9 protein-coding genes are annotated in these 14,167 nt (G+C 39.0%); 7 read left to right on the top strand and 2 right to left on the bottom strand.

Going from position 1 to position 14,167, the window contains the following annotated elements; translation table 11 throughout:
* Positions 1–243: 243 nt before the first annotated feature.
* On the bottom strand, positions 244–1,749 hold the full coding sequence (locus ACQKNC_RS18170) for a catalase (RefSeq protein WP_427426153.1): 1,506 nt from the start codon (positions 1,747–1,749) through the stop codon (positions 244–246).
* Between the two features lie 546 nt (positions 1,750–2,295).
* Positions 2,296–3,750, bottom strand: coding sequence for a helix-turn-helix domain-containing protein (locus ACQKNC_RS18165; protein ID WP_427426152.1), 1,455 nt, complete (start codon positions 3,748–3,750; stop codon positions 2,296–2,298).
* A gap of 259 nt (positions 3,751–4,009) precedes the next feature.
* On the opposite strand from ACQKNC_RS18165, the gene hutH reads away from it, so the two are divergent.
* From hutH to ACQKNC_RS18130, 7 genes are all read left to right on the top strand, one after another.
* Positions 4,010–5,524: a histidine ammonia-lyase gene (gene hutH, locus ACQKNC_RS18160; protein ID WP_427426151.1), complete on the top strand. Its 1,515-nt coding sequence runs from the start codon at positions 4,010–4,012 to the stop codon at positions 5,522–5,524.
* Positions 5,525–5,626: 102 nt separating this feature from the next.
* Positions 5,627–6,955, top strand: a complete 1,329-nt coding sequence (locus tag ACQKNC_RS18155) for a YjiH family protein (protein ID WP_427426150.1) — start codon at positions 5,627–5,629, stop codon at positions 6,953–6,955.
* Positions 6,956–6,970: 15 nt separating this feature from the next.
* Positions 6,971–8,641, top strand: a complete 1,671-nt coding sequence (gene hutU, locus ACQKNC_RS18150; protein WP_427426149.1) for a urocanate hydratase — start codon at positions 6,971–6,973, stop codon at positions 8,639–8,641.
* Positions 8,638–9,924: an imidazolonepropionase gene (hutI, locus tag ACQKNC_RS18145; RefSeq protein ID WP_427426148.1), complete on the top strand. Its 1,287-nt coding sequence runs from the start codon at positions 8,638–8,640 to the stop codon at positions 9,922–9,924. The genes hutU and hutI overlap by 4 nt, the downstream gene beginning before the upstream one ends.
* 36 nt (positions 9,925–9,960) lie before the next feature.
* Entirely contained in the window at positions 9,961–10,266 is a 306-nt protein-coding gene (locus ACQKNC_RS18140) for a hypothetical protein (protein ID WP_427426226.1), read from the top strand.
* A gap of 89 nt (positions 10,267–10,355) precedes the next feature.
* On the top strand, positions 10,356–10,970 hold the full coding sequence (nadD, locus tag ACQKNC_RS18135) for a nicotinate (nicotinamide) nucleotide adenylyltransferase (RefSeq protein ID WP_427426147.1): 615 nt from the start codon (positions 10,356–10,358) through the stop codon (positions 10,968–10,970).
* Between the two features lie 796 nt (positions 10,971–11,766).
* Positions 11,767–13,644, top strand: coding sequence for an SLC13 family permease (locus ACQKNC_RS18130; RefSeq protein ID WP_427426146.1), 1,878 nt, complete (start codon positions 11,767–11,769; stop codon positions 13,642–13,644).
* The last annotated feature ends 523 nt before the right edge of the window (positions 13,645–14,167 follow it).

Raw genomic sequence — 14,167 nt, 5'->3', positions numbered from 1 at the left:
CAAGCCTTATTTTGGTTCATCTCCAAAAGTGGTGGATGACATTTATTAAAAACTACCCATGTATACAAGTTGATTGGAGTGGAGGCTGGGCGACTCCTGGAAAGCGCCCAATCGGAACGGAAATCAGCCACACATTTTGATGATGAGACCTCATTTGGTCATTAAGATAAAAAAACTCCATGTGAAGTTGCCCTACGCATGGAGTAAAAAGTTGGATTTGGATATCAATATAATAATAGAAAATTAAACGTTAGTTGGTTGTTTTACGTATGGGTTTGAAAGATCCATACCTTCTAATGAAAGACCCATAGCTTTTGCTACACCTTCACCATATGCTGGATCAGCTAAATAGCAGTGAAGAATATGACGACGTTTGATGAACTCTTCAACAGACGCCATATCATTAGCAGTAGTTTCGAATAGGCGTTGTTGCTCTTCAGCAGTCATTAGGTTGAATAATTTACCTGGCTGCTCGAAGTAGTTATTGTCGTCTTCACGGAAGTCGTGGATACCTGCATGACCATCAATACGTAATTCAGGCTCTTTATAGTCTAAGTTATGCTCCCATTCGCCGTAGCTATTTGGTTCATAGCCCAAAGTTGAGCCAAGGTTGCCATCGAAACGCATAGCACCATCGCGGTGGAATGAACGGAATGGGCATTTTGGTGCGTTTACAGGAAGCATGTAGTGGTTTACACCTAAGCGGTAGCGTTGAGCATCTGCATATGCAAAGATACGACCTTGTAACATTTTGTCTGGTGAGAAGCTAACACCAGGAATAATGTTAGACGGTGCAAATGCTGCTTGCTCAACTTCCGCAAAGTAGTTGTCCGGGTTTTTGTTTAACTCGAATTCACCTACAGGAATTAATGGGAAGTCTTTTTTATACCATACCTTTGTTAAGTCAAATGGGTTATATGGTAATTCACGAGCTTGTTCCTCTGTCATTACTTGAATGTACATTTTCCATTTAGGGAAATCACCTTTTTCAATTGCCTCATACAGGTCACGTTGTGAAGATTCACGGTCGTTACCGATTATCTCACCTGCCTCAGCACCTGTTAAGTTTTCTATGCCTTGCTCTGTACGGAAGTGGAATTTAACCCATACGCGCTCGTTTTCAGCATTAATAAAGCTATAAGTATGCGAACCGAAACCATGCATATTGCGGTAACCAGACGGAATACCACGGTCAGACATAACAATTGTTACTTGGTGAAGCGCCTCAGGTAATGAAGTCCAGAAATCCCAGTTTGAATTAGCGTTTTTCATATTTGTACGTGGATCACGTTTTACCACGTGGTTTAAATCTGTGAAGTGTAAAGGGTCACGGAAGAAGAATACAGGTGTATTGTTACCAACTAAATCCCAGTTACCTTCTTCTGTATAGAACTTAAGAGCAAAGCCGCGAATATCGCGCTCAGCATCCGCTGCACCACGCTCACCTGCAACTGTGGAGAAGCGTGCAAACATTTCAGTTTTTTTCCCAATCTCTGAGAAGATTTTTGCTTTTGTATATTTAGTAATATCATGCGTAACAGTGAAAGTACCGAATGCACCTGAACCTTTAGCGTGCATACGACGTTCAGGAATAACTTCACGGTTGAAGTTTGCTAATTTTTCAACCAGCCATACATCCTGGAGTAATAGAGGACCACGAGGACCTGCTGACATTGAATCGTGGTTGCTTACTACTGGAGCGCCACCTGCTGTTGTAAATCGACGGCTACGATCATTTTGGTTTGTCATATTAGTTTACCTCCTGAAGAAAAAATTGTGAGTCAAACTCTTCATCAATAACTATAACAAATACAAACTAGAATTGCTAGTAAATTATAATTATTATTGTTAAAGAATTTTTATATTAAGATATAAACTATAAATATATGCGAAATTTAAAGAGTTTATGAATAGTTTCTACCTCAAAATTAGCTTTTTTAAACATTTTTCGAGAATTATTTAAAAATGAGTTATAGAGAAGAGATAGCTCGAAATTAAAAGTGAATTCTGTTGTTTATCTATTCTTATTGAAAATAGGATATGATAATTGAAAAAATATTGATTTTTAAGGCTCATTACCAAAGGATAAGGATTACATTTGTTGGAACTTATTCCGTGTATCTAAGTAGATTGAAGTGAAGGCTGGACGACTCATTGGGAATCAGCGTTCCCGATGAGACCTAGATACAAGTCAGTAGAGGAGCGAAGGCTGAAATTCACCTTCGTGACCAACATCCGTTTGCCCCAAGCGGAGTTGGAACTGAAATAAACTCCACGTTATGGTGAGGAACCTTTTTAAGCTTTACGATATCGATTAGGAGTAATCCCAATTTGCTGTTTAAAAATTTTAATGAAATAATTCGAATCATCAAAACCATTTAAATATGCAATTTCACTAATTGCAAAATCTGTTTCGACAAGCATTTTTGTGGCATTATGAATTCGGACCTGCTGTAAGTAGCGTTTAAATGGCAAGCCTTGTTTCTTTGGGAAAATTGTACTTAAATAATTGGGGCTAATCCCTAATTTATGGGCAACGAAAGGTAAAGATAACCCGCTATCCTGAAATTGTTGATCGATAATTTCTATGGCCAGTTCTACATAGTCAGCTCGTTTTTCCATTCGCGCCTCACGAGCCAATTCAATAAGTCTTTGTGTAAATGATATGATGCCATTTAGAATGGTGTAAAATATAGGATGCTCAATAATTAAATGAAAAAGCTGACGATAATTTTGCTCAATTGAAGCTTTCTCATGTAATTTATACTTCAGCATAAAGCGTCGAATTTGTGCTAAAACACTCGTCAGATGAATACGTAAGTCATCTTGCTCGTAATAAATTCCTTCATTAGATAGTCGATATAAAAATGCTTTAACGGCTTCAATATTCCCATCTTCCAAACTACTTATTAGTAATTGTTGCTCTTCTGGTGTTAACAAAGGATCAAAGGGCTGTGTCTCTAATTGTTTACTAGCATAAAAAATGTGTCCATAGCCTTCATAAAAGCTTTGATGAAGTGTACGCTTCGTTAAGGTATACATATTCTTCATGGTAGTAGGTTCCCCATCGTAAATCCCAATATTTAAAGAGCTATTATTTGTTAATCGCCATTCCTTCATTAATGTACGAACATCCTTCTCTACGATTTTTAAATCGTCTGTTTGGAATAAGCAGACAATCCTATCGGACAAAGGATAAATCTTCATATGATAATAAATAGGAGTTTGCTGAAGCCAATTGTAAAGTTTGTTAAACATTTCGGAATGCTCAGGCTCGATCATTGTGAAATGTATATTTGTTTCTAAGGAACTTGTTTTACTATCTAAAAATAGTTGATAGTAAAAGGACTCATCTGTAGCTTCTTGATACACTGCCGTTACCTTTGGTGTCCGAAGGGAGATGGCAGTGAGCTTTTGCTTTAAAACTTCTAAATCAATTGGTTTAACGAAAAGATGTGCAACCTGCAAATCGATTGCTTTCAACGCATTTTTAAATAATGGCTCTGTCGTCATAGCTAAAATAGTCCCTGAATGTTTTTGTAAAACACGATAAAGTGCAGTTAAACGATTATTTGAGAATAGGTCGATATTCAGCAGTATCACCTCAGGCTCGAATCGTTGGATACTTTGAAGCGCCTCATTAACAGTGGTACTTATTTCAATGGTTACATCCCCAGGAAAATATGTATGCAGAAACCAACGAATACCTGAAAGATCAGTGGGGTCTTTGTCAATTAATAACAATCTCATAACGATCAACCTTCCTTAAAATTATCTAGTTTCTTAAAAAAATACTATTATATTATTAAAATAACAAAAAATCTGAAATAATTCATGTTTTCTCTTTTAAAATTCTCTATTTTCTGAAAAAGCAAATTTGTACAATGTAATTAGAGTAATTGTTACTTATCTTCTTTCGGCAAAATCACTTCTGCGCGAAAGCAAAGCGGTAGCAATATTATATTCAAAGCATTTTTTACATAGCTATAAAGGGACAGGGGGATGTCATATGAAATCTATCATCGAGCTCGATGGCAAGACATTAACAAGACAGCAAATAGAGGAAATTGTAAACGGTCTTGCTACAGTAGCGCTATCTGTAGACAGTGTGGAGCGTATACGTTTAAGTAGGGAACGAATTGAAAAACGTTTAGCTGAAGGGCAAACGATATATGGTGTGAATACAGGCTTTGGAAAGCTAAGTAATATAAAGATTGAAGAAGAAGACATTGAGCTTTTACAGTTGAATTTATTGCGCTCAGATGCAACTGGTGTTGGTCAACCATTCCCGACGGATGTTGTACGTGCAATGATGGTTTTACGTGCCAATGCTTTAGCGCGTGGTTTTTCAGGAATTCGTCTGGAAACAGTGCAGCTGCTATTAGACTTTATAAATAAGGGAGTACATCCAATTGTACCATCTCAAGGTTCGGTTGGAGCAAGTGGAGATTTAGCGCCATTATCACATTTAGCCTTAGTGCTAGTGGGTGAAGGCAAGGCTGAATTTAATGGAGAGGTTGTCAGTGGTGGTACTGCATTGCAGCAAGCTGGGCTAAAGCCTGTCCGACTACAAGCTAAGGAAGGGCTAGCGCTTGTAAATGGTACACAAGCAATGACAGGTATCGGAGTTTTAACAGTGAATGAGGCAGAGCGTATTGGGCTAGCGGCAGATATGGCAGCAAGTTTAACACTTGAGGCACTGAAGGGTATTACTTCAGCATTTGACCCAGCGCTTTTGGCGGTAAGACCACATCCGGAGTTAGAGCTTGTTGGTGGACGAATCCGTAAGTGGCTTGAAGGAAGTAAACGTGTGACAAAGCAAGGTGAAATCCGTATGCAGGATGCCTATTCACTGCGTTGCATTCCGCAAGTGCATGGTGCTTCATGGCAGTCATTTTTCTATGCGGAGGACCGCGTGCAAACTGAAATGAATGCAACGACAGATAATCCGATAGTTTTAGAAAATGGAGAAGTATTGTCTGGTGGGCATTTCCACGGTCAACCAATTGCATTAGCAATGGACTTTTTAAAAGTCGGTGTAAGTGAGTGGGCTAATATTTCAGAGCGACGTACGGAGAGAATGGTTAATCCGCAGCTTAATGAAGGTTTACCACCATTTTTAGCGACAAATCCTGGTATTGAATGTGGACTAATGATTGCTCAATATACAGCAGCCTCTATCGTATCTGAAAACAAAGTATTGGCGCATCCTTCAAGTGTGGATTCGATACCGACATCAGGTAACCAAGAGGATCATGTGAGCATGGGTACAACATCAGCTAGGCAAGTACGTCAAATTGTACAAAATGCCGCTCATGTCATTGCGATAGAAATGATTTGTGCATCGCAGGCTATCCATTTAGACAAGGCAGAAGAGCAGTTATCTCCAACAACGCGAAAGTTTTTAGAAAAAGTGCGTGAATTCTGTCCGCCGCTGTTAGCGGATCAACCAATTGGCGATGAAATTGAAGCGCTTTCAAGGTATTTATTAACGAGTGATGTTCTATTAAATGAGTATATGTAATTATAAGGCGATAACTTCCTAGAGAAAATCCAAAAAATCCTTCAACTTGTTCGGATGAACTGGGGATTTCTCTCAGAAAGAGCACTTGCGTGGGGGGATAGGATGGAATTTCAACAACAAGAGCTGAGGCAAGACTCGGATTTTCGAGTCTCCTCCGCTTTCAAGATGATTATCTGTAGTTTAGTCGGAATATTTAGTTTTTTCATCTCATTTGAATGGCAAGGTAAGAATACGATTTTAATTGATCACATTGTAAATTTTATTCGCGCCGAAGCACCACTGCTTGTAACTGCATATGTACTCATAATGCTTATAGGTGGAGCGATTCATCCATTCCTTGCTAAGAAATGGAATAAATCGATAGTCAATATTATCATGTCAATTTTTAAAGTGGGCGGTATGATTGCGGGGATTTTGTTAATTTTCAATATAGGTCCTGCATGGTTAGCGGATGAAAGTATCGGCCCGTATTTACTGGAGAAGCTTGTTAAACCAGTGGGAATTCTAATTCCAATTGGATCTTTGTTTTTAGCACTTTTAGTAAGCTATGGATTGCTTGAATACATCGGTGTTTTAACACAGCCGTTTATGAAACCTATTTTTAGAACACCAGGACGTTCAGCAGTGGATGCAGTAGCATCATTTGTCGGTAGTTATTCGGTTGGATTACTTTTAACGAACCGTGTTTATATGGAAGGTCGCTACACAGCGAAGGAAGCCGCAATTATTGCAACAGGTTTCTCGACTGTTTCTGCAACGTTTATGGTGGTCATTGCAAGTACCCTTGATATTATGGAGCATTGGAATGCGTTTTTCTGGGTGTCACTCGTTGTGACATTTGTGGTCACTGCGTTAACAGCGCGTATTTATCCACTTCGTTCGATGAAGGATGAATACTACGAGGGAACGACCCCGATGCCAGAAAAGATTGTTCAGAAGGACCGTTTTAAAGAAGCGTGGCGCCAAGCGATGGATGCAGTTGAGCAAAATCCACCTTTATCTAAAATTTTATGGATGAATTTAAAGGATGGTTTCATCATGGCTATGGGTGTTATTCCGTCGATTCTATCAATTGGTCTGTTAGGGCTTGTACTTGCAACATATACACCAATTTTTGATTGGCTTGCGTATATTTTTGTACCATTCACATATGTATTACAAGTTCCAGAACCATATTTAGCAGCGAAAGCGCTGTCATTATCATTAGCAGAAGTATTTTTGCCAGCACTTGTTGTCACACAAGCAACACTTGTGACGAAATTTATTGTGGCGGTCGTATCAATATCGGCAATTTTGTTCTTTTCAGCCGTTATTCCACTTATTTTATCATCTGAAATTCCATTGACATTGCGCCAAATTTTACTCATTTGGTTTGAGCGTGTCGTATTAACTCTAATCATCGTAACACCAATAGCATTTTTACTATTTTAAAGGAGTGTGTTTTTAATGGTAGTTAAAACAAATATTCGTGCACCACGTGGAAAAGAATTAACATGTAAGGGATGGACACAGGAAGCTGCAATGCGTATGTTAATGAACAATTTAGATCCTGAAGTAGCAGAAAATCCAGATGAACTAATCGTTTATGGTGGAATTGGGAAAGTAGCGCGTAATTGGGAGAGTTATGAGCAAATTATTGCGTCATTAAAAGAGTTAGAGAATGATGAAACACTTCTTATTCAATCGGGAAAACCGGTAGCTGTATTCCGTACACATGAACATGCACCACGTGTATTAATTGCAAATTCTAATTTAGTACCAGCGTGGGCAAATTGGGAGCATTTTTATGAGTTAGAGGACCGCGATTTAATGATGTACGGTCAAATGACGGCTGGTAGTTGGATTTATATTGGCGCACAAGGGATTTTACAAGGAACGTATTTATCGTTTGTAGAGGCAGGGAAAAAGGTATTTGGTACAGCTGATTTACGCGGCAAATTCATCCTTACAGGTGGTATGGGTGGTATGAGTGGTGCACAGCCTTTAGCTGGGAAAATGGCTGGCGCTGTAATTTTAGTAGTCGAAGTGGATCGCGCTCGAATTGAACGTAAAATAAAAGAGGGCTACTGCGACTATCTTGTGGAGACGGTAGATGAAGCTATCGAATTAGTTAATAAACTACGTGACCAAAAAGAGCCTGCATCGATTGGTCTTGTTGGCAACTGTGCAGACATTAATCGTGAGCTATTGAACAGAGGAATTATCCCTGATTTTGTCACTGACCAAACATCTGCCCACGATCCAATAAATGGCTATGTTCCAAATGGCATGACGTTTGAGGAAGCACTTAAACTGCGTAAAAATGATGTGAAAACGTATGAGCGAAGAGCAAAAGAGACAATGGCTGAGCATGTTCGTACAATGCTTGAATTCCAACAAGCGGGTGCAGAAGTATTTGATTATGGTAATAATATTCGTGCTTATGCTAAAGAGATGGGTGTAACAAATGCATTTGACTTCCCTGGCTTTGTTCCTGCGTACATTCGTCCATTATTCTGTGAGGGTAAAGGACCATTCCGTTGGGCTGCGCTTTCCGGTGATCCTGAGGATATTTATAAAACAGATGCACTTGCAAAAGAAATGTTTGCTGAAGATGAAGGTCTTGTGAACTGGATTGATATGGCACAAAAAATGGTAAAGTGGCAAGGATTACCTGCACGTATTTGTTGGTTAGGCTATGGTGATCGTCATCGCTTTGCATTGAAGGTTAATGAAATGGTTGCCAATGGTGAGTTATCAGGACCGATTGTTTTTGGTCGAGATCATCTAGACTCAGGCTCAGTTGCATCGCCAAATCGTGAAACAGAGGGCATGCTTGATGGCTCTGACGCAGTATCAGACTGGCCAATTCTAAATGCGCTTGTCAATACAGCAAGTGGTGCAAGTTGGGTAAGTGTTCATCACGGTGGTGGTGTAGGTATGGGTTATTCTCAGCATGCTGGCCAAGTGCTAGTAGCGGATGGTTCTGAGCTAGCCGCAGAGAAGATTGCACGAGTGTTAGTTTCGGATCCAGGAATGGGTGTTGTGCGTCACGCAGATGCTGGCTATGAAATTGCCATTAATACAGCAAAGAACAAAGGTGTGCATATCCCAATGTTAAAGGATGATGCTAAGTGACAATTTTAATCAAAAACGCCAATGAAGTGATCACGTTAAAAAGTGCCATTCAAGGCCCTCGTACAAAGGAACAAATGCGTGAAATTGCAGTAGTGGAAAATGGCAGTGTTTTAATGAAGGGAGACAGCATTATAGCAGTTGGGCCTATAGAACAGCTGGAAGAAGACTTCCCTGAACTAGTAAAGGTGGCTGAAGTTATTGACGCCTCAGGTAAGGTTGTTATGCCGGGTCTGGTAGATTGTCATACGCATTTAGTTCATGGTGGCACACGTGAGCAGGAGTTTAATATGCGACTCAATGGTGCCACATATATGGAAATTATGAATGCAGGCGGCGGGATTCATGCCACAACAAACCGGACACGAGAAACTAGCTTTGGTGATTTATGTGAAAAAACTATGAATCATTTAGATGTGTTTTTAAAGCATGGTGTCACTACTGTTGAGGCGAAATCAGGCTATGGCTTGGATTGGGAAACTGAAAAGAAACAGCTTGAGGTAGCTAAGGAATTGCAAGCCTCACATGACATTGATGTCGTTAGTACCTTTATGGGTGCGCATGCAGTACCACGTGACTATAAGGGGCGTGAGGATGAATTTGTGGATGTGGTCATTCATGAAATGCTGCCGAAAGTAGCGGAGCTAAAGCTTGCGGAATTTAATGATGTGTTTTGTGAAAAAGGGGTATTTACTCCAGAGCAATCACGACGCATTTTAGAGGCTGGAAAAGTGTTGGGGCTAACACCGAAAATTCATGCAGATGAAATTGAGCCTTATAAGGGAGCGGAGCTTGCTGCGGAAGTAGGGGCAATTTCAGCAGAGCATTTACTAGTTGCTTCTGATGAGGGCATAGAAAAAATGGCGGAAGCTGGGACGATTGCCGTTTTGTTACCTGGAACAGCATTCTTCTTACGTGCACCATTTGCGAGAGGACGCCTAATGATTGATGAAGGGGTACCTGTTGCTATTTCAACTGACTTTAACCCTGGCTCATCCCCAACGATGAGTCTGCCATTTATCATGAATTTGGCTTGTATGCATATGGGCATGACATTGGAGGAAGTGTTAACAGCGACAACTGTTAATGCAGCATATGCACTTAACCGTGGACATCAAATTGGCTCCCTTGAAGCAGGCAAACAAGCTGACGTCATTATATTGGATGTTGCCAATTACAAGCAGTTACAATATTTCTATGGCATGAATCATACGAATACTGTAATTAAAAATGGGCGAGTTGTTGTACAGGATGGTATTCTTTTGAAAAATCAACTTGTGAATTAAATAATACGAAAGGCATAAGTAAGGCAGAAATGCTTTATTTATGCTTTTTTAATTTGGTTCAGCGGGTTTGGTCACCCGCTGAATTATCTTGCATTAGACTACAAAAATCCACAAGAGGAAGAACGCTTGAAAATGTTCCCCTCTGTTCATACTTATATCAGCAAATTAGTAATAAATTTTACACATCAAGACATTGTAGTAAATAGGTCTATTCTTTACAAGGAATCAACACTTCAGGAAATTCAAGTATATGTAGAAGAAAATTTGCATCTACTATGGAGTGAGTACAAACGAACGATGAATCCAGAAGAGTATCCAGTCTATTTAAGTCAAGCATGCTAGGATAACAAAATGACAAGAAATAAAGAAATTATAGAAAAAGTCACGAAGATGATGAATGGTAATAGGGAAGAGGAATGGAGGGATAGATAATGACGAAAATAGGAATTTACGGATCATCCTTTGATCCAATTACAAATGTTCATCTGTGGACCGCAAGCACTGTCGCACATCGTTGCAAATTAGATAAAGTAATTTTTTTACCTTGCTCAAATAAACGAAAGGATAAGGAGATAAAAACAGAGAATACTCATCGATGGAATATGCTACAGCTGGCTATTGCAAAGGATGAGCGCTTTATTGCTGATTCATACGAAATGGAGCAAGAAGGCTGGAACATTTACACATATGGTACGATGAAATATTTTAGAGAACAACTTCCGAATGATGAAATTCATTTTATTATGGGAGCTGACTTATTAGTTGATATTGGGGCAGGAATGTGGAAAAAAGGAGAAGCGTTAGTAGCTGAGAATAAATTTATTATAATGGCAAGGCATGGGGTAGATATGTTATCAACGATCAGTCGTTCTCCAATTTTGAGAAATCATGATGATGGAAGATTCCATCTAATTGACAAAGGCTTAGCGATGGAAATTAGCTCTACCTATATTCGAGAAGAATTCGCAATGGGCGGTGAACCAAAATATCTACTGCCTGACGTTTGCTATGACTATATTAAAGAGCATAACCTTTATCAAAAATAATCTAGTATGGCCGATACGTGATAGTAGAGTGCGGAGTAATACCACACATTGTATTGTGAAGAGCGTTGAAATTATCTCGTTTTCCGCTATGGTGAGGTTCACCTTGAATGAAAATTAACTAAACACTATCCCATCCTAATATAGGCTGGATTTTAAATGTTTTAATCATCGCTATACTCTTTTGATTCAAACTGCCTTCTTATACTAACGATGAGGAGCTATGTATTCTTTTTGGAAAAGTTGGGGGTGTAGGTCAATACCAAACTTATTTTTATTGGGATTATCAAAAGTTGGGGATAACATTTGTATACTAATTATATAAGTTGATTGGAGTGGAGGCTGGGTGATTCCTTGGGGATTAGCAATAGAGGAACGAAGGCTAAAACCATCACATCCTGTGATAACGCCTTCGTGACCAACATCGGTGCTGTTGCTGTCGCTACGTTGCACTACGCTTTCGCACAGACAAAAACACTTTGCTGACGCTTCGTTAGCACTACGCTTTCGCGCAAAAAACATCTGCCGCTGTCGCTTCGCTTTCGCGCAAAAAACATCTGTTGCCCCAAGCGGCTCATCGGACGCCCCCAGGAAGCTCTGCTCTGCGCGAAAGCGAAGCGGCAGCGATAAAAGCATCCAGCCGGAACGGAAATCAACCTCGCGCTATGGTGATGAATCTTTTATTTCGAAAAGATGGTGAACTTTCCTATATATCGTTTTGGGTAAGATATAATAAATCTAAATGATATAGCAAACGTGCTAGGTGATATACAAAAGGTTTTGTATATCACCTAGCACAATGATTAATGTTAGAAAGGAATTCTTAGAAGTGCAGCTTACATTAACATTTCTTATTTTAGGAGCAACAATTTTTGCATTTGTGACGAATAAAGTACGAGCAGATCTCGTTGCGATTGTGTCACTTCTTGCTTTTGTCATTACAGATATTTTAACGCCAACAGAGGCGCTTGCTGGTTTTTCGAATTCTGTAGTTTTAATGATTGCAGGGCTATTTGTTGTGGGCGCAGGAATTTTGCGCACTGGACTTGCGGGGATGGCAGGGCGATTATTGTTGAAATGGTCAGGTGATAGTGAGCGGAAGTTATTTGTGTTATTGCTCATTATTGTAGGGTCGGTAGGTGCCTTTATGAGTAATACAGGTACTGTCGCTTTAATGATGCCGATCGTAGTTAGTATTGCTATTAGTATGAAGGAAAGTCCATCGAAATTTTTGCTACCCCTTTCTTATGTTGCGAGTCTTTCCGGACTTATGACATTAATTGCTTCACCGACAAATTTAATTGTCAGTCAGTTATTAGTAGATCGCGGCTATAATAAGCTAGGATTTTTCGAAGTGACACCCATCGGTATTGTAGGAATGATAGTTGGTATTATTTATTTAGTGCTGGTGCGCAATACTCTTTTACCAAATGAAAAAAATCGTACACAATCAAATGCTGACTATAAATTATCCCCCAAAAAAATTATTAAACAATATGATTTAAATAATCGCTTGTTTAAAGTATTTGTGCCAGAGGATTCGTCTATTATTGATGCAACATTAGCAGAATTAAAGCTTCCGGCCGAATATACGCTCTGTATGATGAAAATTCACCGACGATCACAAGAAGGCATTAATTTTTTACCGATGACATATCAGGAAATGGCAGGTCCGACAAGTGTGATACATGCCAAAGATGAATTGTATGTCCAAGGTGAGGAAGAGAATATTCGTCGTTTTGCTTCGGATTATAGTCTAGAGATGCAGGAACTTGCTGAAGGAGAAGCTGATGAATTGGTGTCGAAGCATCTTGGTATTGCTGAAGTATTATTAACGCCAAATTCTAGCTTTATTAATAAGAGTGTTAGCACCCTAGGCTTTCGAGAAAAATATAATCTTAATATAATTGGCATTAATCGTAGAGGCGGCTATAAGCTTCAAGATATGGTGACGCATAAATTGAAATTTGGGGATGCTATTTTAGTGCAAGGAGCATGGGATGAAATTCTATTACTCGCACGAGAAACGCAGGATGTCGTTGTTGTGGGTCAACCGAAGGAGCATGCGAGTGTCGCGGCAGCAACGGGTAAAGCAGGTATTGCTGGTGTCATTATGCTTTTAATGATTATGTTAATGGCCTTTGAAATTTTTCCTGCTGTTATTTCCGTTATGATTGGTGCTGTATTGATGATTTTAACAGGCTGTTTACGTAATATGGAAGATGCATACAGTAACATGAATTTTGAAAGTATTGTGCTTGTAGCTGCAATGCTTCCGATGGCGACTGCATTGGAGAAAACAGGTGGTATGGTCATTTTATCCGATGGTATTATAAACGCGCTTGGAGATTATGGACCATATGGAGTACTGATTGGTGTATATATTTTAACAGTGATTTTCGGACAATTTATTAGTAATACGGCGACTGCTGTATTGTTCGCGCCGATTGCTATGAATGCCGCGATTGCAATGGATGCAAGTCCAACGACATTTATGATTGCTGTTGCTGTAGCGGCAAGTATGGCATTTGTCACACCAATTGCTTCTCCAACAAATGCGCTTGTGATGACAGCAGGTGGTTATAAATTTATGGACTTTGTGAAGATTGGAATTCCACTACAGATTATTATGTTTATTGTCATGATTCTAGCAATTCCATTTTTCTTTCCATTTTAAAAACTCGGTTTCTATACCGAGTTTTTTTGTTAAATTTTTTGTGAAGTATACTAGTTTTTTATTTAAGGTTATAATAAAATTCAATTTCAGATAGCTATAAAGAAGTTAAATTAACTAGAGATGAAAAATCTGATTTTAATTTTTTCGTAGCTATATAAATAGGAAGTTTTTCGATGAAATGAAAAAGGTATAAATTTTTTCGAAAAAAGTGTTGACCTTTTTAAAATATGCGTGTAGTATTATACGAGTCGCTAAGATAACTAGTGAAGGACAATTAAATTAAATAAATTAGTTGTTGACATCTAGTAAACGACGTGATATTATATAAGAGTTGCTACTAAAGAAGTGGCAACGAAATGAACCTTGAAAACTGAACAAGCAAAACGTAATCAATAAAGTTTTTAGTAACTAACCTTGAGTTAGTGAAAAAACAAAATTTTGGACATCAAACATGATGCCAGCAAAACAATTTGAGCTAATCAAATTTCTTTTTATGGAGAGTTTGATCCTGGCTCAGGACGAA

Origin of the sequence: Lysinibacillus sp. NPDC094177, from assembly GCF_050279145.1 — a bacterium.
Taxonomy (GTDB): domain Bacteria; phylum Bacillota; class Bacilli; order Bacillales_A; family Planococcaceae; genus Lysinibacillus.
This window is presented reverse-complemented; position numbering and strand designations above follow the sequence as displayed.

Bases quoted from the DNA above. Each gene is read 5' to 3' on its own strand.
- hutH (WP_427426151.1), top strand. From the start codon at position 4,010: ATGAAATCTATCATCGAGCTCGATGGCAAGACATTAACAAGACAGCAA.
- ACQKNC_RS18130 (WP_427426146.1), top strand. From the start codon at position 11,767: ATGATTAATGTTAGAAAGGAATTCTTAGAAGTGCAGCTTACATTAACA.
- ACQKNC_RS18165 (WP_427426152.1), bottom strand. From the start codon at position 3,750: ATGAGATTGTTATTAATTGACAAAGACCCCACTGATCTTTCAGGTATT.
- nadD (WP_427426147.1), top strand. From the start codon at position 10,356: ATGACGAAAATAGGAATTTACGGATCATCCTTTGATCCAATTACAAAT.
- ACQKNC_RS18155 (WP_427426150.1), top strand. From the start codon at position 5,627: ATGGAATTTCAACAACAAGAGCTGAGGCAAGACTCGGATTTTCGAGTC.
- hutU (WP_427426149.1), top strand. From the start codon at position 6,971: ATGGTAGTTAAAACAAATATTCGTGCACCACGTGGAAAAGAATTAACA.
- ACQKNC_RS18170 (WP_427426153.1), bottom strand. From the start codon at position 1,749: ATGACAAACCAAAATGATCGTAGCCGTCGATTTACAACAGCAGGTGGC.